A 24,977-nucleotide genomic window follows, 5' to 3' on the forward strand; every position below is an offset into this window, starting at 1 on the left:
GTAAGATTATAGACGTGGACAAAAGAAGTTGGGTCCTGAAATACCTTTACGGCTCGTAAAGGAAAGTGACAATTCCAATCCTCCTCTGCTGCCTGTGGCACGGTTTAGGTTTGAGGTATTAAAATCATAACTCAGCCCGAATACCACATTTTTGATGTGCATTCCAAAGAAAGCAATAGCAGCATCATCGAACCTGTAGTTTGATCCGAAAAGGATATCGGATTCAGGATTGATGTAATATTTAGCATATGCTCCCGCAGATATTTCCCTTGCATTTCCCTGTTTCATATATAATCCATTCGGGGTAATATCAAAAGCATCAGATACTTTTATGCGTGCTCCCCCATGCCCCGTAAACCGGATAGGGATCCTTACATTATTGCCAATAAATTTGTCTACCGGACGTGTAAGGTGTGCGCCACTCACTCCTGCAAAAACATTTACTGTTTTATCCGCATCGCCATCAAAATACATCACACCGGCATTTACATCCGGCACCAGTGTATTTGTAGAACTAAAGGACTCATTAAATGGCAGGGAAGGGTCATACCCTGTAACCGGGTTATATTGATTTCCAAGGGTGATTTTTGAGGGATCAAAACTCTTATTCAGGATACCCGCCTGAATCCCGAAGTTCACCATATTCAATCCCGCTCTGCCAAAGCGGATCCGGTAGGCCGCCGAAGCCAGGGCATTTAAATAGTTATAGCTGATATCTCCTGCATTCTGGTTAAGGATCATTCCCCCAAAGGCCAGATTTTTTGTGGGTGCCATATCAAAGGAGGCACCCGCAGTTAAGTAAGCATTCGATAAGGAACTCCATTGTTGCTTCGCATTGATGGAAACCCTGTAATCGCCATCCACTACTCCCGTCAATCCCGGGTTAAGCCATAGCGGATTGGCATAATATTGAGAAAAGTGCGGATCGATCTGTGCATTAACCCTGATCGCAGCTGTAATGCCCAACAATCCCAAGCAGATAATTTTTGATAGTTTCTTCATGATATTCATAATTCAGGTTAATGGATCTTAACGTAATAGGGTTATGGTTCCTTTTCTCATTGTTTTTGTACCGTCTGTCAGTTCAAGATCGATGTAGTATACATACACCCCATTTGGCTGCATCTGTCCTCTCCATGTTCCATCCCATCCATTCTGTACCTGTTGTGACTCAAACAGGAATTGTCCCCATTGGTTATAGATGCGCATTTTCACTTTTGCAATTGCAGCACCATATACATAGAAGATGTCATTTCTTCCATCACCATTAGGTGTGAAGGTATTAGGGATATAGATTTCCAGGGATACCGGTGGTTTACCGTCTGTGGCTATACCGGTTACCGACCCAGAAGCACTTGTCTGACAAGCAATTGTTCCAATTGCCCTTACCAATAAGGTAACAGAAGCATCTTTTTGAAGGCCGGAAATTAAATGGGTATTTCCATTTGCTCCGGAAGAAGCTGTTGCCCATGTGCTGCCGTTGTCGACCGAGATTTCATATCCTGCTGCCCCTCTTACAGTAGTCCAGGTAAAGAGGATACTGGAATTGGTTGCCGTTTCTACTGAAACCAACGGTGAGGAAAGAACAGAGATAATCGTAACTGTTACTGCAGTTCTGCTACTTTTCGCAGACCCTGATTCGCCTTCTACATAATAAGTGGTAGTGGCAGTAAGAACCGGGGTAAGGAAGGATGTACCTGTATGCAATATACTTCCACCTGTAGCATTCGCATACCAGTTATAGGTTACGCCATTGACTGGACTGGTTACTGTTAGATTGGCACTGCTGCCATTACAACTTTCCAATCCGGCAAGCTGTGGTGCAGGAACCCTGATGGCAATGGTATAGTCCTGCGTTGCTGTCAGTCCATTAGCATCAGTTACGGTTACAGTTATCGTAAATGTTCCGCCAAGTGTCGGAGTTCCGGTCAGTTCCCTTGTGATAGGGTTAAATGACAGTCCCGGAGGTACTCCAGTCGCAGTATACGTGAATGGTGACGTTCCCCCGATGACAGCAGGCAGCGTTTGAGGCGCGTATATTGAGCCTACCATTCCGTCTGGCAATGTCGCAGGTGGCAACGTCATGGTAATTGTAGTGACGTTTAAAGTAAATATTGCTACGGCTGTACAACCTTTACTGTCTACAGCAATGATAGAGAAGGTATAATCTCCAGGCATCGTTGGCCTGCCCGATAATACACCCGTAGGGGAAAGTGTAAGCCCTGCAGGTAATGTGCTTCCTGATGCTACACCATAAGTGAAAGCAGGTGAACCACCAGTTGCAGGATTGATCTGAACAGAATAGTTGCCGGAAGTTACGCCATCAGTTAACGTTCCTCCATTGAAGACAATTGTAGGGTTTACAGCTAATGTAACCACAAATGCTGTTCCTGATAGGTTTTCACATTTGTTACTGCCCTCTACAGTTACATAATAGATCGTATTTGCATTGAGTCCAAGGACGTTGAAGATCGCTCCGGTGTGTACAGCGTTGGTCAGTGCGGCATCAGTATACCAGGTAAATACCGGATCGTTTACTGTAGTTGTACTGGCTGTTAAGGTGAATGCTGTACCTGCACAGATGTTAGCAGGGATACCACTAATAGTGATATCCGTTGCTACTGCTGCTGGTTTAATTATTACTGTTATTGTTTTTGCTGTACCCGGTGCATTCTCACATTTGTTATCACCACTTACTGTTACATAATAAGTAGTCGTAACGGTTGGTGATGGGCTGTAGACCGCTCCGGTAAATACGGCATTGGTCAAAGCTGCATCGGTGTACCAGGTGAATACTGGATTGGTTACAGTTGTACTGCTCGCTGTTAAAGCGACTGCTGTACCTGCACATACACTTGTTGGATTACCATTCAGGGTGAGATCTGTAGCTACCGCTGCTGGTTTTACAGTTACCACGACAACTTTTGCATCTGCTGGCAGACTCTCACATACATTGTCTCCGCTTACGGTTACATAGTAAGTGGTGGTTGCTGTCAGTGTTGGGCTGTAAGTTGCTCCCGTAAATACAGGGATAGTTAAGGCTGCATCACTGTACCAGGTAAATATTGGGTTGGTAACCGTTGTGCTGCTTGCAACTAAACTTGCCGTTGTCCCTGCACAGATCGGCGTTCCATTACCGGTTACGGCAAAGTCCCCTGATGTACCGGTCGGGTTAACCGTTACCACGACAACTTTCGCATCTGCTGGCAGACTCTCACATACATTGTCTCCGCTTACGGTTACATAATAAGTAGTCGTAACAGTTGGTGTTGGACTATAAGTTGCTCCTGTAAATACAGGGGTGGTCAAGGCTGCATCACTGTACCAGGTAAATATTGGGTTGGTAACCGTTGTGCTGCTTGCAACTAAACTTGCCGTTGTCCCTGCGCAGATCGGCGTTCCATTACCGGTTACGGCAAAATCTCCTGATGTACCGGTTGGGTTAACCGTTACCACGACAACTTTCGCATCTGCTGGCAGACTCTCACATACATTGTCTCCGCTTACAGTTACATAGTAAGTGGTGCTTGCTGTCAGTGTTGGGCTATAAGTTGCTCCCGTAAATACAGGGGTGGTTAAGGCTGCATCACTGTACCAGGTAAATATTGGGTTGGTAACCGTTGTGCTGCTTGCAACTAAACTTGCCGTTGTCCCTGCGCAGATAGGCGTTCCATTACCGGTTACGGTAAAGTCTCCTGATGTACCGGTTGGGTTAACCGTTACCACGACAACTTTTGCATCTGCTGACAGACTCTCACATACATTGTCTCCGCTTACGGTTACATAGTAAGTGGTGGTTACTGTCAGTGTTGGGCTATACGTTGCTCCTGTAAATACAGGGGTGGTTAAGGCTGCATCACTATACCAGGTAAATATTGGGTTGGTAACCGTTGTGCTGCTTGCAACTAAACTTGCCGTTGTCCCTGCGCAGATCGACGCTCCATTACCGTTTACGGCAAAATCCCCTGATGTACCGGTTGGGTTAACCGTTACTACGACAACTTTCGCATTTGCAGGTGTATTCGGACATCTATTAGTTCCCTCTACAGTGACATAGTAATTGATAGAAGCAGGAACTGAAAGAATTGAATATACTGGCCCTGTAAATACAGCAGTTGTTAATGTCGCATCAGTATACCAGGTAAATACCGGGTTGGTAACCGTGGTCGTACTTGCAGTTAATATGACTGGCGAACCGGCACAAAGGTTATCAGTTACACCTGTAACAGTGAAATCTGATGCCAGTGCCGGCGGATTAACCGTTAACACCACTGCTTTGGCTGTCCCCGCATTATTTTCACATTTGTTATCTCCTCTTACGGTAACATAATAAGTAGTTGTTGCCGATATCGACGTAATCGCAAAGGTGGCTCCTGTAAATACTGGATTAGACAGTGCAGCATCTGTATACCAGGTAAATACCGGATTGGTAACAGTAGTACTGGTAGCTGTCAGACTTACCGGTGCTCCCGCACAGAAGGAGAGGTCTGCACCGGTTACATTGATATCATTTGCTATTGCAGGTGGATTGACTGCAATAGAAATTGGCGTTCTGTTTCCAGCCGTTACACATGCACTTGCATTTGTTGCCTCTACATAGAAGGTTGTAATACCTATACCCAGATTTGCCGGAGTAGTATATTGGCTGGTATTGGCAGCAAGCAGGTTTCCTGCAGTAGCAGCATCATACCAGTTATAAGTTACCCCTGCCACCTCCTCAACGCGAAGTTGAACAGGTGTATTCAGACATGTTGAGACAGGATTTCCTGTACTGGCAATAGGTGTTGGTGCCAAAGGAGTAACCACTACTGTTACTGGTGTTTTTGGGCTTTCGCAACCATTACGAAGTGCGGAAACAGCGTAATTATAGGTTCCCCCAGGTAAGTTCGCCAGGGTTTCATAGGTATTGCCAGTACCAACCAGATCTGCATCCCTGTACCAATTGTAGGTTACGCCTGTTGCCGGATCAACAACTGCAAGAGTAGCTGAGGTTCCCTCACAGGTAGTTACATTCGCACTTGCTACAGCCGGAGCAGTAATAATTCTTTGTGCATAATTGAAGTTAACAGAAGTAAAGGCACTCACAAGACCAGAGTTAATTCTAACTTCTACGGCATCGAATAAGGTTGTTGGTGTAAATTCTACAGTGGCAGTCTGCCCACCATTTAACAGTTGTAAACTAATAAGCGGGTTATTAATTACCATCTCCGCACCCTTCACTCCTCCATTATAAGTAGCCACCGTTATACTTGGTGCAACAGCCAATGAAAGTAAACCGGCAGAAGATGACAAACCTACTTTAACTTTATCGCCCAATTTCGAAGGGCCATTAAAGGCTGCTTTTTGGGATACAAAAGTTCCTACTCCCAGAGGAATAAACAATGATGAACTTGTAGACGTCAAATTGTCAACTGCCAGTCCGGGATTAGATACCCCAGCAAGTAAGAACAGGAGCCCTCCTCTATCTACGGTCTGTGAAACCGCATTTTCACATGGCACTTCACCAGGTGTTGTTGGTATCGGGTTAACGGTAACCGTTACTGATGCTGTCGCCGAGGTACAACTTCCCGGCGCATTTCCTTTTGCAATTACATAAAAGGTAGTCGTTTGTGTTAATACAGGGGTCAAGAGTATTCCATCTGTAGAAGGAAGAGCTGATGCGCCCGGATTGCTGGCAGGATCTACCAGGTACCATTCAAATGTTAAATCTGAAGTGGATGAAGTTGCAGTGAGCACTGTTTGTCCGCCACTGGTTATTATCACTGAAGCAGGCGTAATCACTGGAGCTGCCAATGAACCTACAGTAACCGTAATACTTGCCTGGTCAGATTTAGTACCGCAACTGTTAATCGCTTCCACAGCATAAACTGCTCCTGTCGTTATGTTACTAATACTGTATGTTGGACCAGTAGCTCCAGGGATAAGCATTCCACCACTATACCATTGGTAGGTCACATCTGACTGTGGATTTTGTACTTCCAGTATCAGATTAGAGCCAGCACATGTCTCCGTTGCCGAAATCAAGTCAGGAGTTTGTGGTGCAGGGATAAGGGTCACATCCACTGCTGTTCTTGACCCTCCGCAGGTACCTCTTGAGGCTTCTACAAAAAATCTGGTATCCGCAGTAATTACAGGAGTGACGAAGGTAGCCCCATCGTTACCCAAATAGTTGTTATCAGCATCATACCACTTATATATTATTCCAGTCTCGGGATTGGTTACGGTTAAGGTAGCCGTTGCATTTAAACAAGCTGCTACTGAAGCCGCAGCAACAGTAGGTGCCTTAATGATTCTGCGTGCATAATCAAAGTTCACCGCGGTTAAAGCCCCCAGCAACCCTGAATTCAACCTTAATTCCACACCGTCAAACTGTTTAGTGGGAACAAAGGTCAATACCGCGCTTGTACCACCACTTAATAATTGAAGGTTAATCAGCGGATTATTGATGACGGTGGCATCACTGTTACTCGTTGATCCCTTGTAGGTAGTTACTGTAATACTGCCCAGAATAGCAGCTGATAATAACTGTGCATTCCGACTGATACGGATACGTAAGGTATCACCTTCATTGGATAAACCACTGAAATTAACTTTCTGGAAGACAGATGCAGCCAGGCCAACTGGAATAGTCAGTGTTGACCCTGTAAGCTGATCGCCATCAATCGCAAGGCCAGGATTCACTACCCTTGCCAGAACAAGAACCGTACCTGTAGCCCCATTGGTCTGACTCAGGGGTGTTTCACATAAAACAGGTATGGGTGTTCCATCTCCGTTTACTGTAATGGTTTGCTGAACTCTTGAAGCAGAAGCACATCCTGTACTATTAAATACGGCTTCTACATAATACGTAGTTGTTGCTGTTAATGGAGGCGTGATATAAGTAGCACCTGTAAATACAGGAGTAGTTGCATTTGCTGCATTGTACCATCTGAAAGTAACATCAGCAGATGCGGATGTTGCCGTCAGGCTTACCGATTGGCCCTGATTCACCGTCGTTACCGATGCCTGGATCTGAGGAACCAAAGGTAATGGATTAACAGTCACATTTGCTACTGCCCTTGCAGGCGAAATACATGTACCATTTACGCCTTCTACATAATAGGTGGCATTGGCTGTAATACCGGTGATCGTATATACAGGGCCTGTAAATACCAGGTTGCCCCCTACTGCTGCATCATACCAATTATAGGTGATCCCTGTTTGCGGAGTACTTATGGAAAGTACTGCTGTGGACCCTGAACACACAGGAGAAACAGCAGCAAGGACAGGTGTAGTTATCAACGGTGTTACCGTTACTGTCACCGGAACACGTGTGGGATTGGCACATCCGTTTTTGCTTACTTCAATATAATAAGTTGTGGTAGCCGTTAATTCTGGGGTAGTGTAGGTATTTCCATTGGCTAAAATGTTTCCACCTGTTGCCGCACTATACCAGGTTAATGTCGTACCTCCAAGTGGAGTCGCGCTTAAGCTTGCAGTAGTTCCCGAACAGATGGTCTGGTTTCCGGCAGCCACTGTTGGATTGGGGAAAATTACTTCAGCACCATAAATACGCAGACTCGTCAATGCGGATACCAAAGGGCTGAATCTTACTTCGACTCTGTCATACACTCCTCCTGCGGAAACGGTTGCCTCGAAACGGTTGCCCGAAAGCAGTCTCAGACCGATGAGTGGGGAACTTAAAGTATAAGCTTTTACCACCACATTATTTCTCATTACATTGACCGTAACACCACCGAGGACAGTCAAATCCAAAAGGCCGGTAGGGATTTCCAGATCAAGACGAATGCTGTCAGTTGCAACACCTTCACGCTGGAAGATTAAGCGCTGATAACCTGCTGCTGCAACGCCCACACTCAAGGTAATCTGGGTGAAGTTTGCCGGATTGGCATCTACAGAGAACAACGGATTAGAAACGTTACAATTGATACACAAAAGGGAATTGGCAATACCGCTTTCCTGCGAGGTCGCGGCATTACAATTAGGATTTGGTGTACCGTTCACTACAGTCACCAGAACAGGTACCCGGCTTGCACTTGTACAACCAGCAGCACTTTCTGTTCCTACATAGTAGGTGGTATTTGCTGTAAGTTCATCTGTAGTATATGTTGTACCTGTAGCTAAAGCACTAGTACTGGTTGCCGTAGCATACCATTTAATGATTGCACCGCCCATGGCAGTAGCCTGTAAGGTTGTCCTTTGCCCACTGCTGATGTTAATGTTTGTTGTTGTCACTATCGGCAGAACCGGTAATGGATTTACCGTAACTGTAACCGCAACACGTGTACTTTTTGCCGTACCAGAAAATGCCTCTACATAATAAGTAGTAGTTTCTGTTGGACTCACCGTGTATGACGAACCCGTGGCAAGGACTGTATTTCCTGTGGCCGGATAGAAACGGTAGCTAACACCTGTGATCGCAGTGGATACGGCAAGTGTTGCCGGACTTCCGCTACAAACAGTGATTCCTGCAATTACCGGAGGAGCCACATTAATATTAAGTGTATAGTCTGTACTTGTGCTCGATCCGCCACTATCAGAAACACTCATGGTAATGGTGAAAACACCACCCAGTTCAGGAGTTCCTGTAATGACCCTCGTGGCAGGATTAAAGCTTAGTCCTGCCGGCAGGTTCGCAAGAGCATAAGTATAAGGAGCTGTTCCCCCTATTACTGCCGGTAAAGTTGTAGCAGGATAACCTGTACCTACTGTACCTGTCGGTAAGGTAGCGGCAGGAAGATTTAGTGTACCTGTTACCCTGATCGTGTAAGGAACAGTTATTGTTCTGTTCTGACTATCGGTTACCTTTACCTGTACAGTAAATGTGCCTGATTGCGTGGGTGTCCCCGATATCACTCTCGTACCTGGTGTGAATGACAGTCCCGGAGGCAGGTTCGTTGCAGTATACGTATATCCTGGAGTACCACCGGTAGCGGCAGGAATAGTTTGTGGAGGATAGGTTACACCGACAATACCATCAGGCAAAGCTTTAGGAGCCAACATTAAGGGATCAATAATAGCTATAGTATAGGTTGCAGAAGCATTACGCCCTTCATTATCTGATACATTTACTGTGATCGTATAGGGGCCAGCCAGCGTTGGTGTTCCTGTGATCTGCTGGGTTGCCGCATTAAATGTCAATCCCGGTGGCAGGTTGGCTGCTGTATACGTATATATACCACTCCCTCCTGTAGCTGCCGGAATGGTCTGCGGCCCATAAACCGTATTTGTAGTTCCTTCCGCGAGTGTACCTGAGGCCAGTATAAGGGGATCCCTGACAATGATGGTAAAATTAGTCACCACTGTATTCATATCTGCATCAGTTACCGTTACCGGGAAGGTAGTGGTTCCTTTAACTGTTGGTGTCCCGGTAATCTGTCCGGTGGAAGGATTAAGCGTAAGTCCATCAGGTAAATTGGTGGCAGCATAGGTATAAGGTGTAGTTCCTCCCGTTACCTGAGGAAGATTTGTTGGAGGATAAACCGTACCTACTGTACCTATAGGTAATACAGTTACCGGTAAAGTAAGTTTAGGATTTACCCTTAATGTATATGCTGTGGTTACTTTACAATTCGCAGCATCCGTAGCCGTAATGCTAAAAGTTAACGGAGTAGCTGAGGAAACTGTAGGTGTTCCTGTAATCAGACCTGCCGCTGAAATCGTCAGTCCGGCCGGAAGTGTGCTTCCTGCAGCCAGTGCATAGGTATATGTTGGAGTTCCGCCAGTAGCTGCTATAATTTGCTGTGAATATACGGAGCCTACTGTCGCATTTACCAGTGTTGAAGTGGAAAGCAGCAACACTGGTCTAACAGTAACGATAATACTGTCAAGATCTGACTCGGCTATACAGCCCGTTTTTTGTGCCGTTATATAATAGGTATAAGATCCGGCAGCCAATCCTGTCTCGGTATAGGGAGAAGTCGTCGCCCCTTGTACCAGTACAGGTTGCCCCGCAGCACCTGTTACTTTTTTATAATAGTTATAGGTATAACCTGCATTGGCATTTTGCGGCGAAAGCGTAAGTCCACTGCCACCGCATAGATTGAGGGTACCTCCGACCGTGCCTGCAAACAATGGCTTGGCAACGGTACGCTGCACCTCATGGATATTCAATCCGCCGGCTAAAATATTGCCCCCGACATTTAAAGTATTGTCTACCGTAACCTTTATCCTGTCGAATATTCCGGGGGGACTATAAAATACAGCAAACCTATTGTTGGATAAAGAAGTGAGCAATTCAAGATTGAGCAGATTTGATGCACTTTGTGCTGTACCTACCAGTGTATTCCCATTATATGCCTGTATGGTTATTGTTTTTAAAACATTCAGATTTAAGATCGTTCCGCTTTGAGATAAAACAATTTTAGCCACATCTCCTGTGGAAGACTGGCCATTAAAATATATAGTTTGTGAAGTAGCAGAGGCTAAACTGACTACTCCAGGCTGAAGTTGGGAAAAGGTTGCTAAATTTCCGTCAATGGCATTTTGGGGGTTGAGAACAAGGTCCGTGAGGGAAACATTTAGTCCGGCATCACCCACATTTGTAAATATTGAAGTGCCACAATCATCAGTATCCATGTGATATGGTGTATAGACATTCATATTTATACTGGCCCCAAGAGCCAGTCCGAGCAGGTTTCCTCTGAACCTGAGCCTTACCCTCACGGAATTATAGGGAACGGATGACTTTACAGCGAAGAAGTTCTGCCCAGCAGCATTCTTTACTATAGTCGTCGTAACATTTGCATCAGATATTTTAGTTCCATTACTGCCACCACTTACGGCTCCGGTATAGGCATCAACCACCACGAGGTTTTTACTTAACAGGCCAGTCAAGTCGCCAACAATATCAAGGAGGTCCAGACTAATCCCTGAAGTTGTCGGATCGTCGAACCTGATATATGTTGTTTTACTCGCGGCGACAGTAGTGGCATACTTGAGCTGGATCCAGGCCTCACCTTCCGCCTTGATTAAACCAAGAAGGTTAAAATAATTTGCCTTCAATGCAGCACTGTTCGTGGGGGGATTTACTGCGGCGTTTCCGGCTGCGGTTACGGAACCTGCATTTGATGGGTTTGCCATATCAGTTCCCGTACCCGAACCCGAGTAAGATACGGTACCTGTTGTTGGTGTACCTATTGCATAATTTTTGATTTGAGCATACGATACATTATATAATAGCGTTATAGCTATTACACAGATCATCTTAAAAAGAATGTTTTTCAGCATTCGAGGCGTAGAAGTCCGATTCATACGTGGAGCTTTAGAGGTTAACTTAAATATCTACGGCAATTTTAAGTATAGAAGCCACCCCTTCGGTCATTCAAATCATTCATTAATTTCAGCAAGGAAATCGAACACGCTATTCATTATGTTCATTTTTACCCTGATTTGTTCAGTCCTTACTACTCTTAGGCCTATACGGGCTAAAAACCAGGATATTAATTTTGTAATTAAAATTGTTACAGCATTTATTTAAAACCATTTCGTTCATTTATAACGTAGATGTGTTATATTGAATCTTGATTTACTTATTGAACTGATACCTACTAAATATAAACCTAATGGAATACAACGACCGTCTGAATGATCTTAGGCATTTGATACTATTAAAAAGTGGTATTAAATTTATAACTCCGGCAGATTGTAAAAGGATCTCCATAGAGATTAGTAGGCAATTAAATAAAAACGTAAGTGAAACAACAATAAAGAGATTATTTGGCTTTGCAGTTGTAAAACATAAGTTTTCAAATTTTACATTAACTACTATTGCAGAATATGTAGATGAGGGAAGTATTAAACAAAGTATGCTTCCTGAACGCGAGTCCAAAACCAGCGGATGGCAGAGTGTTAAGGATAAAGTAGAAAAAATAACAAACTTTACGCTGAAGACGATCAGGAACCGTTCAGGGCTTCCCTATGAGATGACCATCGGGAGAAGATTTGCGGAACATGATTTTGATGATTTCTACCAGGGAGATTACGTTTTTACCAGTTTGATTTCCCAACCTGGTTATGGAAAGACTACATTGTTAGCCCATTTAACAGAAAAGTTGTTTCTGGCTCCCAATGCCCAATATCAGACATCGACCGTCTTTTTTGTGAAGGCATATAATTTTTTCAACCTTGAACAACTTAACCTGAATCTGGAAGATCAACTTAAAAGTCAACTGGAAATTGATTCCGATGAAAATACTTTAGCATACATTAATAAACACCAGACAAAACAGGGTGGAAAGTTTATTATTATCCTGGATGGTCTGGCAGAACTCCTTTTAAAGAAGGAACAAAAGAATCAGTTGTTTGACAGCATCATCAACCTGATCTGTTCCCTGGAGGGGTATAAGAATATCAGGTTGATACTGAGCATGCGATCTACAACCTGGGTCAGGTTTTATGAACGTATCCGCCATTCCATTTTCCTTAAATCGGCCTGGTACGCCGGACATTATTTCAACTTGCAGGACCTTTCCAATGTCCCGCCCCTTTCAGAAAAAGAAGTGGAACTGATTATCTCGAAAATCAATAATCTGAATGACAGGAAATTCAATCCGAAGTTAAAATCACAATTGAGATTCCCTTTCCATATCCATTTATTCTACCAGCTTAAAGAAGAGGATCCTAATTTTAATTACTATTCCAATATTACCTTCTACGAACTGGTTTCCAGATATATTCAGGAAAAGATCTACCGTTCAAACTATTATACAGAAAAAATCCTCTTCCTTAAGAAAGTCATCCAGCTCACCTCCTATGGGAACAAAACTAATGTTGTACCCAAAAACAGTTTGATACAGGAACTTTCAGCATTTAAAAATGCCTATATGGAATTACTGGCAGATGGAATTCTGATTGAAGAGAAACGTTATGAAAATGAACATCCTACGGAATATGTCCGTTTCCTGCATACCCATATGTTCGAGTATTTCCTGTTTGTGGAAATACTGGAGAAATTCCACCTCCAGGTAAATGCTTCATTTTTTGAATATATCAATACACAATACGACAGCAACCATGTCCGTTTTCAATTGCTGCAATGGACGATCAGGTTTTTAATTAAAACCGGCAATTTTGAAACATTAAAATCAATTTTCAGCCTCAAGCTGAATAACTACGAAATCAATTACCTGATCCTGTTTATTGCTGAAGAAATTAAATACAGATCCAAATATAATCCAGGTTTGGCTCTTGCTGTAGATGACCATAATTTTCATGATCTCGTCATTGCCGAACTCAGTAATTTTGATTTTATTGACTCCTGCTACAGGGAAGCGATAGGTACCCTTATTGATATTGCCAACAAAGATGAGCATCTCAGTATTTACAATGCATTATTAGGAATTATTGATGTACTATCTATAGATAAAGCTGAAGTAAAGAAAAGAATTGACAATTTAAACACGCTCAATATTGGGGAATGGACCGCAAATCCATTGGATGCCCTTCATATTATACATAAAAGACTAAATGCGACATCAGTTGGATACAACAGGTTACTGATGCAGATTGATGCTTTTAAGAGTGGGGAGAATCCCTTCGGAATAAATGCAAATGTTCCCATGGATACCAAACAGGGGATCTCCTTTATCCTTATCCTCTTTGCTAACTTCTTCACCAGCGATTACGAGGGTAATATTACTATTATTGAAGCTTTTGCAGAATTCAGACCTGATCTTTTCTGTAAGAACAATACATTTGTGGTTTTTCTGCTCAGTATATACGGGATATCTGAGTCCAAACGGAGTCCCTCGAAAAGGGCTCCTCAGATTGAGCAGTTGTACAACGATATTTCAGATCTCAACAACCCTAATTTCACGAAATATCAGGAAGCCATATTAATGATGCACCAAACAAAAGAATTACTACATCTCAGGAAGTTCGAGCAGGCCGCAGAGCATGCAAAAGAGTGCCTGGAACTATTTAAAAGAAATGAAATGATATTTGATGCCATAGCCTGCTATAATCTACTGATCAATATCGCTGAAATCATCAATGATCAGCATATGGTAAATGAGTACAGATATGAAAAAATACTGCTACTGGATGAACGTCAGATTTCAGGAAGCCTGTTCTAAAGTGTAATGGGCCGGTGATTACCTAAACCGACTTTTAGGAGTTTTATCTGCGATATTGATGATAATGGAATCCAATTCCTTTGCGGAACTTGCCAGGTGCGTTAAAAGTTCGTCCGTTTCATCTCCCGGCACAAAATTCTTCAGCAGATCGACCAAGCCCATTACCCTTGCTAATGGTGCACGGACAGAATGTGACTGTATCCAGGCAATTTCCTTGAATATCTTATTCTGCTCTTCTATTTCAGTTACATATTTTTTATTCTGTGAAATATCACGCTGGATCGAGATCCAATGGGTCACCACCCCATTTGCATCCGCTATCGGGGCATGGCTTTGGCTTACCCAATATTCTTTACCCTGCTTGGTATAGTTGATCACTTCTATCTGGCAGGGCATTTTATTCTCTATAGCACTTTTCAACTTCTTTATTTCAAGGATGTCTGTTTCGGGTCCTTGTGATATTCGCGGAGACGATCCTATCAATTCATATTTGCTATAGCCGGACATCTTGGTATACGCCTCATTGACATAAATAATAGTCTGCCCGCTACCTTCAATATTTCCAGTGCAGATCAATACGGCATCTGTTGCATTGATAACAACCGATTCCAGTAACCTTGACCATTCTTCTTCCTGCTTACGTTGAGAAATATCCTGCATGCTACCAATGATCCGGACAGATACCCCTGCATCATCAAAGACCATAAACCCTCTGTCTAGCACATATTTATACGATCCATCTGCACACCTGAACCTGTATTCATCTTTCCATCTGGCGATCTTATCCCTGATATGTATATGCAAATTGCCCATTACCCGCTCACGGTCCTCCTGGTGAATTTGTGTCGTCCACCATTCACCACTTGTTGTATTTTCCGGCAGATGTTTATACCCAAAAATACCATTGATCCCTTTATTCCATACAATTTTATCTGTAATCAGGTTCCAGTCCCATATGGCGTCACTTGTTGCCTTGGAAATAATATTAAACTTTTCTACAGTCAGCTTCATCTTAGCAGCATTATTAATCCGCTCGGTGACTTCTCTTGTAATATCAAGAGATATCACAAGGATTGCCTGCTGATCATTAAAAACGATAGGACTGCTCTCCACATTAACATAAATCACCTCACCATTTTTCTTGATGTGTTTGATATCTGCCCCTTCTGTAACAGGCATGGGTTGGATATCTAGCAGGTTAATCAGTGCAAACTCTTCCGGCGTGTAACCATAATTCTTTACAGCGGCGGCATTGGTCATTATGAAGTTAAACGTTTTAGTATCATAAACCCACATCGGGACAGGAGAAACCTGAAATAAATAGTCAGAAATTGTCATTCTTAAAAGATCAGTGAGTCTGTGCTTGTATACCGTAATATTACAAAAAACTTAAAACAAAACAACCCTTCTTTTGAGGAAGGGCTGTATTATTAAAATTACAAAGAAATATTTTGCCTACTTGTAAGTTGCAGCAAGTTTTAGGGCATCATAAGCATTTACAACACCTCCTGTAATACACAAATCTGAGAAGGGAACTGAAGTTGAAGTACCATCCTCACCTTCAAGATTAACATTATGATTCACTTTCACTACAGATTTCATAATGATTTCCTTTACTTTCAGTGCAGAAAGTTTTGGGTAGTATTCTCTGATTAGAGCAGCAATACCTGCAACAACAGGAGCAGCCATACTTGTACCATTAAAGGCTTCATATTTAGACTCTGGCGTAGTTGAATAAATCTGAACTCCCGGAGCAAACACATCTACTGTAGTTTTTCCATAGTTCGAAAAGTTGGCTTTTAAAGTATTGTCATCTTTAGGGCCTGAAGCACCAACAACAAGATAGGCATCTGCGATACCACCACCTTCATACCTGCGGTCAGGGAAGCTCTTGTTGATATCAAGGTTTTTATTGTCATTTCCTGCGGCCTGAACAATCAGCACATCTTTAGACATGGCATATTTAACAGCATCATCTACAGATTTTTTATCCCATGAATATCCTTTACCGAAACTCATATTGATGACCTTAACACCATTTGCAACAGCATAACGGATAGAGTTAGCAACGTCTTTGTCACGCTCATCACCATTAGGCACGGCACGGACGCCCATGATCCTTACATTGTCTGCAACGCCCATGATACCGATCGCATTGGTACGGTCTGCAGCAATAATACCAGAAACGTGGGTACCATGACTTGCATCAGGGCCTTTTACATCATTTACGCCATAGTTCCGCTCATTGCTGTCAGCATAGTTGTCACCAACCAACTCCGGTCTAGGATCAAAATCCAGGTTCAGGTTATATTTCAACTGGTCATTATAATGATCCAGCCCTTTAACAATCTGGCTGTCATAGAATTCTTTAAAAGTAGTATTCTGAAGTTGACTTGCCATCATATTTTTCAATTGTGACTCCGGACCGGCTTCAGCTTTGAAAGCCTGGAAATCAGCAGCTGTTGGATTTTCCTTACCAATCTTGGTGACAATACCATCCAAAACCTGCTTAAACCCATTGATATTCTGAACTACGGTTTTCGCTTCAGCAGTTTTCTCATCATATTCAGCAAGTGCAGACTGGTATACTTTGAAGGCAGCACTATCCGCTGGTTGGACAGTTTCTGCTGTCAGCCCCTGGAATTTTGCTTTGTCCCTGCGGATGATACGTGTCAGTTCTAATGTTTCCTGCTCCACTGATCCTTTGGCAGAGCCTAAGAAATTCCATCCATTCACATCATCGATATATCCGTTTTTGTCATCGTCTTTACCATTACCCGCAATTTCTTTCTTATTCACCCAAATAATGCGGCTCAGATCTTCATGTTTTGTATCCACACCACCGTCTAAAACACCAACAAGAACTTGTTTTGATTTTTTACCTTTCAATAATTCCTTATAAGCCTTTTCAGTACTTACACCAAAGGTAGAGTCAGTTTTTAGATCAAGGTTTTGCCAGTTTTTTTCTTGTGCTGATGAATTAAATCCAAGGGCTGCCACAAAGGTTACACTAAGTAACCCACGTAACATCACCTTATTGTTTACTGTAGTCATATTTATTTTTATTAGTTTAATTTGGGAACGAAAATAAAGAGAATTCATTACACTGTTGCATCTATTTATATTTCAGTTTAAAAAAGAACTCAGATCCTTTGCCCTGGATACTTTCCACCCATATCATTCCATTATTGGCCAAGATGAATTCTTTACAAACGACCAATCCAAGATTAGTTCCCTTTTCATTGTTTGTCCCATTAGTGCTTACACTATCCGTGCTGAAAAGTGTAGAAATACGCTCTGGAGCGATGCCAATTCCATTATCCTTTACCAGGAAGAGCACTTCAGCATCTAACAGATCCTTTTGGGCAGAAATATAGATCCGGCCTCCTTCAGCAGTAAATTTTATAGCATTCGACAACAGGTTGCGGATAATGAAATCCAGGTGATCCGCATCAGAAAAGACAGTAAGATCTTCCGAAACATCGTGTTTGATCACAATGGACTTCTGCTCAGCAGCTGCAGCAAGAAGGGATACATTCCTCCTTATTGTTTCCACTGGATGCAGGATTACCTGATTGATCAGTACCCCATTAATTTGCATCTGCCCCCAGCGAAGGAGCAAATTAAGGGTTTCCATGGAAGCAATATTCTGGGCAGATAATTTTGACAGCATGGCTGATTTCTCTTCTTCTGTTAACCACCCTTCCCTGATCATATCCAATATTTTTATCCCCGAAGCGAGAGGAGCCCTCAGGTCGTGGGCAAGAACAGAAAAAAGTTTATCCTTTACCGTATTGGAAGAGGTAAGCGCAGTGTTTGACTTCTCCAGCTGTCTGTTTAAATCACGTATTTTGAAAAAATTAAAGCCCAGAACCAACAATAAAGTGATACTTCCGGCAAGGATAAATAACATGATTTTTTGTTCCAGTATCTGTTTACTGTTGATAAACTTAAGTTCCTGAACACGCACCTGAGATTTATTGAGTTCATATTGCGCCTGTAGGTCCGCTATTTTTCCTGAGATATCTTTGAAATAAAAGCTATCGGCCAGATTGTATTGTTTATTTTTTGTCTCATAAGCCGACTTGTAATCTTTTAAACCGAAGTGGATGGCAGACATCCGGTCCAATACTTCAAGAACCTGTTTGTTGGTTTTATGCACAGTTGCAAGTGATAAGGCTTCTTCCAGATATTTAAAGGATATTTTGATATCAATTTTTGCATAACTATCAGCCAGAGCCACCAAACACTGGTATTCCCTAATGAAATTATCTATTTTCCTCGACTTTAAAAGTGACAATTTCTGAAGTTCAATAGCTTTTTCAATATCGCCAGATTGGTCATATACTTTACTCAAGCCGATCTGGATAGAAATATTCAGCCCCATCATTTGTGGAATATTACTTTGATCAATTCCTTTTTGAAAATATTTAATGGCTGCTGCAAAATTTCCGGTCTCCCGATAGGAAATTCCAAGGTCATTGTACATATTTAACCTGATACTGGAAAATGGCAGAGTGCGGCTAATCTTTTCGGCTTTCAGGAAATAAGCAATTGCTGTCCTGTGGAGTTCCTGACTTGCATACACCTCCCCTATCGTGACATAAGACTCCATGATGCCGGCATTGTCCTTATTCTTTTCACTTATTTTCAGGGAATGCAGGAAATAGGCACTGGCTTTATCATAATTGCCTTTTCTTTTCTCTATGACACCAAGACGAATGTTTTCTTTAACAATCCCCTTCTTATCGTCCAGTCGTTTATAAATTTCCAGCGCCTCCAGATATTTCTGACGCGCTTCATCCGCTTTTCCAAGATTATCATCAATCATTCCCAGCTGATGGAGCATTCTTGCAATGCCATTTTCATCATTGTGCAATCTGGCCATACTGAGACCTCTTTTAGCAAAAAAAATAGCGGAGTCCGGCTTATCGTAACGATACCGGATGGTGAGGGTTTCAAGTGTATTAATGTCTGTAACAGGATTTTTTTGATGCTGACTACCGTATCCAAAAAAGCAATAAAGTGTCAGGAAAAAAAAGAACACAATTCTGTTAAATAACATATAATGGACTAGCAGGTTATAAAAGTAGATAATCCAAAGATACTAGTTTTGATGTAATTATAAATTCAAAAAGCCAGGTTGTTACCTGGCTTTAAATATAAATATCGCTAATTTCTTTTCTATCATAAACTATTCTTCAGATAGTATATGGTAGAAATCGCGGATGCGTGAAAATGAAGGATGGAGAGAAACCACGTCACCAAATACCAGCAATGCCGGAGAGGAAATATGGTGATCTTCAATAAGCTCCCCTATAGTATCCACTATACCAACAATAATATTTTCATTTGCCGTTGATCCATTTTCGATTACTGCCACTGGCAAACGGTGTTTACCTTCCTGCTGAAAAATGGCTGCTATTTCTGCAATTTTTTCTATTCCCATCATCACTACTACCGTTGCATTCGATTTAGCGGCACCGTATAGGTCTGGTGACAATTCACCCTTTGCATTTGTCCCTGTCAAAACCCAGAAACTCTCACTTAAATCGCCATAAATCATGGGTATTTTCTGTAATCCCGGTACACCTGTCGCACTGGAGATACCAGGAACAATTTCCGTCTGAATACTGTAGGATTCAGCAAAATCCACTTCTTCAAATCCGCGTGCAAAAACAAAAGGATCTCCACTTTTGAGACGTACAACATGACCATAATTCAGGGCATAGTCAATCATCAGTTTATTCACCGCATCCTGTGAAAAAGATTCATCATCAGATTTTTTACCTACAAATATCTTTATTGCATTTTCTGGCGCATGGTTTAACAAGGCACCATTTACCAGTGCATCATACAATACCACATCAGCAGTGTTCAATGCTTTTACCCCCTTTAAACTAATTAAATCAGGATCTCCAGGGCCAGCGCCTACTAATGTGATTTTAGGTTCAAGGACACTGTTTTTTATTTTATTTAAAATCATAACCGACTCATTTAAAGGTTTACCATACTTGCATTGAACAAATATAATAAAGTCTATCGATAAAGTAGTCTTTATTTTAAAATAATTGTCTAACTCATCAGTTCCCCGCTGTTCTCCCTTGCAATAACGTCGGCCACAGAGGTCTTGGACAAAACTTCCAGTGTCGCATTCCTCACATCAATGAACGTTTTTCTTATTCCACAGGTCACTTCATCATGACATTCATCACATTTGCGGTAAAATTTAATACTCGCACAGGGTACCATGGCAATAGGCCCGTCAGTAATACGAAGGATATCAGCCAGGTATATGTCCGCAGCATTTTTATTCAGGCTGTAACCTCCCCCGGCACCTTTCTTACTGTATAAATAACCGGCATTCCTCAGATCCAGTAAAATCTGTTCAAGAAATTTACGTGGAATCATCTCCTGCTCTGCCAGTTTACTGATCTGCATAGGAGGATTTTCGATGTTTTTACCTAAAGCGACCAGCGCCTTGATGGCATATTTCGTTTTCTTAGACAACATATTAATGCAAAGCTAAGAAAAGATTCAGGTATTGATAAGCAATGGGAAAAATCATGCGATAAAGTTCTCTTCGTAATTGTCCGGTGCTTCTTCATTTAGCGTGTTATTCTTTTTAATGGTGGCCAATAAAGCAATTAGCTTCTTTTCCAGGCGCTCATATTCTGCCCTGTGCTGCTCTGTTTTGTCTGCCGAGAAATCATCATTGTTAGATAATGTAGCAATTTTAGCTTCCAGATAAGCCTGGTAAGTACTTACTGACCTTGCAGCAACTGAATTTAAAATATCTTGATAAGTCATAATAATTTGATTTTAATATATGCCTATAACGCTTGGGGTTTGAGTTTTGTTCTTGCTTTATTGGAAGAAGCAGCCGGGAACCGGAAATAATTTATCCGCTTATTAAAAGCAGGAAGTCATCCGTCTTTTGTATTTTTGCATAGATTACAACCCGGATACCTATGGCGAAAATACTGATTATTGAAGACGATGTAACCTTTTCACAACTGTTGGAAGGCTTTCTGAAGAAGCATGACCATGAACCGCATCTTACTCATAATCTGAAGAATTCATTAAAAATTATAGCTCAGGATACATTTGATTTGATGCTGGTTGATTACCGCCTTCCGGATGGTACAGGACTGGATATTTTATCCCATGTACGTGAGAAGGGCATAAATTGCCCTATTGTCATCATGACTAGTTTTAATGATGTGCGGACTGCTGTTAAATCCATTCAGCTTGGTGCAGTGGATTATATTACCAAACCCGTGAACCCGGATGAACTTTTGATGATTATTAAAGGATCACTTGGGAAAAGAGAGGAGAAAGCAGTGACGCCAACAGTATTACAAACTGACTTCATTAAAGGAAAAAGTGCCACAGCGGATAAACTTTATGCACATATTGATCTGGTCGCACCAACAGATATGTCGGTGATTATTCAGGGAGAAAGCGGAACGGGTAAAGAGTATGCCGCCAGAACCCTGCATACGCAAAGTAAGCGGAGTAAAAAACCTTTTGTCGCAATAGACTGTGGTGCACTGTCAAAAGATCTTGCTGCAAGTGAATTGTTCGGTCATGTAAAAGGGGCTTTTACAGGAGCCCTAACTGACAAGAAGGGACAATTCGAAACTGCTGAAGGAGGGACATTGTTTCTTGATGAAGTAGGTAACCTGACCTATGAAGTCCAGGTAAAACTCTTAAGGGCTTTACAGGAGCGGGTGATCCAGCCTTTGGGAAGCACCAAACAAATTCCGGTCAATGTGAGGATTATTACGGCTACAAATGACGACTTATTAAACAGCATACAGAATGGAGAGTTCCGGGAAGACCTGTACCATCGTTTAAATGAGTTTAAAATCCAGCTTCCACCGCTGAGAGAACGTGGGAAAGACCTTGAGTTATTCATAGATCACTTTATCCGTCTTTCCAATAAAGAACTGGAAAGGAATGTCAGCCAGTTATCGCCCCAGGTGAAAGATCTTCTATTGCAATACGACTGGCCGGGGAATTTAAGAGAGCTCAAAAATGTGATCAAAAGAATGGTTTTACTCAGCCCTTCAGATACGGCAGGGATTGAATCCTTACCTGATGAAATGATTTTAGCCATTAACCATACACCCAGACCTACTGGATCAGACCTGAAAGCCATCAATGAAAGCAATGAAAAAACATTGATTATGGAGACCCTCATAAAAGTGAAATACAATAAATCCAAAGCCGCAAAACTGCTCAATATTGACAGAAAAACACTCTATAGCAAGATGGAGCGTTATGAAATTGAATAAACTGGTCTTATAGCCGTGTACAGCCTTAATTATGATCTAGGAACTGATCGTTTCGTCAACCAATGTCATCAGAAAATTTAAGGCATCAATCAGGTTATGGATTTTCTCTTTCAAAGTTGCCGTGAGGATATGGTTTTCGGCAATTTCCATTTCCATCTGCCTGAATTCAGCGGCCAGTTTTCCTGAGCCCATCTGAGCTGTACGGCCGGCAATACGGTGAACGATCAGTCTCGCCATGGGCTGATCATTTTCTTCCAGGCTGTTTTGAAGTTCCAAGGAATCATTTGCACAATCTACCTTAAACCTGTTTAGAATTTTGTGCAGCAGTTCCCTGTCTCCGAAAGTCATTTTCTCAATTACAGCAATGTCCAGTTCCACCTCCGGATAAGCATGATTTTCTTTTTCCATTGCTGCAGCTTTAGATTCCTCTACTAAAATGGGTTCCACTTTTGATCCTTCTAAAGGACTTTCCACCTCCAGCACAGCAAGCAGGTCAGTTTCACGGAAAGGTTTCATAATCAAGCCATCGAATCCCTGACTCAATACGGCTTCAAGTTCTTCCGGTAACACCTGTGCTGTCATTGCATAAATCTTCACATCGGAAGGTATCCTCTCCTTCATCAGTTTACACAGGGTTACACCAGACATCTCAGGCATTCTCATATCCATGAATATATATTTCACTGAAGGATCCCAGCCTGTGTTCAACATGTTTCCAGGTGAATTAAAGGTTTGGTGCGACAAGCCTCTTTTTGCAAAGATAATATCACATAAATCCAGGATAAGCTGATCATCATCCACCACCCAGACGGTAGCTTTGGTATAGGCTTTGGCTGTAGCCACCTTTTCCTCTATCACCTGCTGAGGGGCAATAGTAAAAGTAAGATAAACTGTAAATGCACTTCCCTCTCCTTTTTTACTTTTCACATAAATACGTCCATCCTGGTTTTCGATCAACGACTTAATGATGGATAATCCCAGTCCTGCACCTGCCTTATTGATCACTTCCTTTTCCGGAGAATCCACCTGTTCAAATTCATTAAAAACCCTGCTGGTATCTCCCTCAGATAACCCAATGCCGGTATCTTTCACAATGAATGTAAAATGCAGGTTCTCCCCCTGTCTTTTATAAAAAACAGACAGCACGACTTCACCTGTTTGTGTAAACTTAATGGCATTGCTCAGCAGGTTATATAGAATCTGTTTCAACCGGAAGGCATCGCCCACAATGTATTCCACGTCATGTAATTCTATCTCCGTACGCATGCGCAACTGTTTGTGTTCTGCCTGTGGCTTCATGACAGAAATAACTTCTTCAAGAAGCTTCCTAATCGGAAAAGGTTGATTGGCAAAAGTAAATTTCCCTGATATAATTCTGTTGTAATCCAGGATTTCATTGACAATCTGCAACAAATGTTCTGAAGAATGATAAATTGCATCAACATCTTTCTGCTGAGGATGGGGCTGATTCCTTATGATTTCCGCATATCCAATAATAGACTGCAAGGGAGTGCGTATTTCATGGCTCATGTTGGAAAGAAACCGCTGTTTAGCCATTCCATGATATTCTGCTTCATCCCGGGCGGCCTCCAGCTCTTTTCTGTATTTATTGCTATGTGTAATATCCGTTAATATCAGGTAGAGGAGGATGACCGTCAGCAGAAAAAAACCAACCATGATCACACTTATCCTTGTGATTCCAGTATTGACTACAGCTTTCGCTTCCACCCCATTCTGCTCAATCTGTGCCACGACTTCCAATTCTACTTTCCTTAGAATATCCAGCATTTGGTTGATCAACAAATTATTTGCATTTGCCAAAACTGCTTCCCTGTTCAAAAACCTTGCACTTTTAATTCGCTGCTCCTGCTGAATAGTCAGCAGTGAATTTTTCACCCCACTTGCAATAACGGTATCAATAGACGAAGCAATCGTATCCCGCTTGATATTCTCCTCATTCGTCAGCTGATAAGACTGGTTGACTTCTTCAGTTTTCTTTTTACCAAATAGCCGGTTAAAAAAACCTTTTGGCTTTTCTTCTTCAGAAGGGAAAATAGTCACTGTTGAAGTTTTTTTCTCCGTAGTAACTACCGTACTGTCCTGTTGCTGAGGTCCCCGATTGACAAGCTCATTCAGTTTTTTTACTTCATTGGTAAAAACGCGGTCATTTACCAACTTTTCACGCACCTTCAGGTAATTGACGAACTGCTTATCCCTCTCCACCAATAACAGCTTTATAGTCCCTATTCTGGCCGTCTGCAAAGAATCTGTACTGTACATTCCTGCAAGGCTATCCAGTAATTGTCTCAGGTGTGTGGATTCCCTGAAAAACTGGTCATAATTTCCTGGCGACTTAAATGCAAGATTTTTTTGCTGCTGGTCCAGGCTTCCTACTTTCCTGGATACAGCATTCACCATCCGCAATTTTGCATTTGGAGTAGAAATCGCATCCACAGTGTCAAGCATCTCATTAAATGCTATTTTACTTACCCCCCAGGCCAGAAAAAGGGCTAAGAAAGCAAGGGTAAATCCAATAATGATTTTGCCTTTAGCAGCACTGAGAAAACTTTTTCGGGGTTGACCTGTCATTCTTAAAAGGGGA

The 24,977-nt window shown here is 42.1% G+C and carries 11 protein-coding genes; 2 read left to right on the top strand and 9 right to left on the bottom strand.

The window, feature by feature from the left end; genetic code table 11:
* Window positions 1-6: 6 nt before the first annotated feature.
* Both ACSBL2_RS23740 and ACSBL2_RS23745 read right to left on the bottom strand, forming a co-directional pair.
* Entirely contained in the window at window positions 7-1,002 is a 996-nt protein-coding gene (locus ACSBL2_RS23740) for a PorP/SprF family type IX secretion system membrane protein (RefSeq protein WP_442589039.1), read from the bottom strand.
* Window positions 1,003-1,029: 27 nt separating this feature from the next.
* Complete coding sequence (locus ACSBL2_RS23745) at window positions 1,030-11,205, bottom strand: putative Ig domain-containing protein (protein WP_442589040.1); 10,176 nt, start codon at window positions 11,203-11,205, stop codon at window positions 1,030-1,032.
* A gap of 359 nt (window positions 11,206-11,564) precedes the next feature.
* Here ACSBL2_RS23745 and ACSBL2_RS23750 point away from each other — a divergent pair, with 359 nt between their 5' ends.
* Complete coding sequence (locus ACSBL2_RS23750) at window positions 11,565-14,075, top strand: NACHT domain-containing protein (protein ID WP_442589041.1); 2,511 nt, start codon at window positions 11,565-11,567, stop codon at window positions 14,073-14,075.
* Window positions 14,076-14,093: 18 nt separating this feature from the next.
* On the opposite strand, the gene ACSBL2_RS23755 is transcribed toward ACSBL2_RS23750, so the two are convergent.
* From ACSBL2_RS23755 to ACSBL2_RS23780, 6 genes are all read right to left on the bottom strand, one after another.
* Complete coding sequence (locus ACSBL2_RS23755) at window positions 14,094-15,335, bottom strand: PAS domain-containing protein (protein WP_442589042.1); 1,242 nt, start codon at window positions 15,333-15,335, stop codon at window positions 14,094-14,096.
* 195 nt (window positions 15,336-15,530) lie between these two features.
* Window positions 15,531-17,129 carry a S8 family peptidase gene (locus tag ACSBL2_RS23760; RefSeq protein WP_442589043.1) on the bottom strand — a complete coding sequence of 533 codons (1,599 nt, stop codon included), beginning with the start codon at window positions 17,127-17,129 and terminating at the stop codon, window positions 15,531-15,533.
* Window positions 17,130-17,190: 61 nt separating this feature from the next.
* Entirely contained in the window at window positions 17,191-18,963 is a 1,773-nt protein-coding gene (locus ACSBL2_RS23765; protein WP_442589044.1) for a tetratricopeptide repeat-containing sensor histidine kinase, read from the bottom strand.
* A 306-nt stretch (window positions 18,964-19,269) separates the two neighbouring features.
* A complete protein-coding gene (cobA, locus tag ACSBL2_RS23770) occupies window positions 19,270-20,061 on the bottom strand; it encodes a uroporphyrinogen-III C-methyltransferase (RefSeq protein ID WP_442589045.1) in 792 nt (263 codons plus the stop codon).
* Window positions 20,062-20,150: 89 nt separating this feature from the next.
* Window positions 20,151-20,588, bottom strand: a complete 438-nt coding sequence (locus tag ACSBL2_RS23775) for an RrF2 family transcriptional regulator (protein WP_442589046.1) — start codon at window positions 20,586-20,588, stop codon at window positions 20,151-20,153.
* Between the two features lie 51 nt (window positions 20,589-20,639).
* A complete protein-coding gene (locus ACSBL2_RS23780) occupies window positions 20,640-20,885 on the bottom strand; it encodes a hypothetical protein (RefSeq protein WP_442589047.1) in 246 nt (81 codons plus the stop codon).
* 161 nt (window positions 20,886-21,046) lie between these two features.
* On the opposite strand from ACSBL2_RS23780, the gene ACSBL2_RS23785 reads away from it, so the two are divergent.
* A complete protein-coding gene (locus ACSBL2_RS23785; RefSeq protein WP_442589048.1) occupies window positions 21,047-22,375 on the top strand; it encodes a sigma-54-dependent transcriptional regulator in 1,329 nt (442 codons plus the stop codon).
* 36 nt (window positions 22,376-22,411) lie between these two features.
* Here the strand turns inward: ACSBL2_RS23785 and ACSBL2_RS23790 are convergent, their stop codons facing one another.
* A complete protein-coding gene (locus ACSBL2_RS23790) occupies window positions 22,412-24,964 on the bottom strand; it encodes an ATP-binding response regulator (protein ID WP_442589049.1) in 2,553 nt (850 codons plus the stop codon).
* Window positions 24,965-24,977 lie beyond the last annotated feature (13 nt).

Origin of the sequence: Pedobacter sp. AW31-3R (genome assembly GCF_052180285.1) — a bacterium.
Lineage (GTDB): Bacteria > Bacteroidota > Bacteroidia > Sphingobacteriales > Sphingobacteriaceae > Pedobacter.